Source organism: Gillisia xinjiangensis, assembly GCF_046298265.1.
Classification (GTDB): domain Bacteria; phylum Bacteroidota; class Bacteroidia; order Flavobacteriales; family Flavobacteriaceae; genus Gillisia; species Gillisia xinjiangensis.
Genome location: NZ_JBKAHK010000077.1, coordinates 1 through 595 on the forward strand (window position 1 = coordinate 1; position 595 = coordinate 595).

General features: G+C 63.5%; 2 protein-coding genes. Both read left to right on the forward strand.

Going from position 1 to position 595, the window contains the following annotated elements; translation table 11 throughout:
• On the forward strand, positions 1-284 hold a 284-nt coding region (locus ACKGJN_RS16560; protein WP_409540672.1), incomplete at its 5' end, for a hypothetical protein.
• Positions 281-595: toxin-activating lysine-acyltransferase (locus ACKGJN_RS16565; RefSeq protein ID WP_409540673.1), on the forward strand; the 315-nt coding region annotated here is incomplete at its 3' end. The genes ACKGJN_RS16560 and ACKGJN_RS16565, both read left to right, overlap by 4 nt.

Below are 595 nucleotides of genomic sequence, written 5' to 3' on the forward strand. Positions count from 1 at the left end.
AATCCCGGACGGCAGTAGATCTGGAACAGTGTCGTGGTATCCGCTCAAATCGTCATCTAAAACAAACTGTTAATGACATTTCGGCGGCGTGCTTTGCGCGCCGGCGGCGAGGTCTGCGCCCGTCGCGCCGCATCGGAACACAGGAGGCGTTCCTGGCGCAGCGCACAAAAGCTCAGCGACAACCACAGGTTTTCAGCGACCTACAGGTGCGGACAGCCTGGCGGCGCGCCGCATTACCCGCTGGTATCGGTCATTTCGTACTGGAAAGGGTAGACTGGACATGACCAAGGCCTCTGGGCCCACCACCGCGGCCGAAAACGAAGCCATGCTGTCCGACGAGATGCGGGATGGAGGCTGGCGAATTGGGGGGCAGGCGAAATCGGCAGCGGCGGGACGGCCCGAAGGCAGCAAGGCGCGGCCGAGCTCCGACCAGCTGCTGCGCATGGCCTTTGCGCGAGCCTCGCAGATCTTCGGCCAGACGGTCTCGATCTTCATGCAGTCGCCGCAGCACCGCCACCTGTTGCTGAGCGACCTCGAATGGCGGGTGATCCCGCCCATCGCCCTGCAGCAGTACCGCCTGGTACAGCACAAGGGC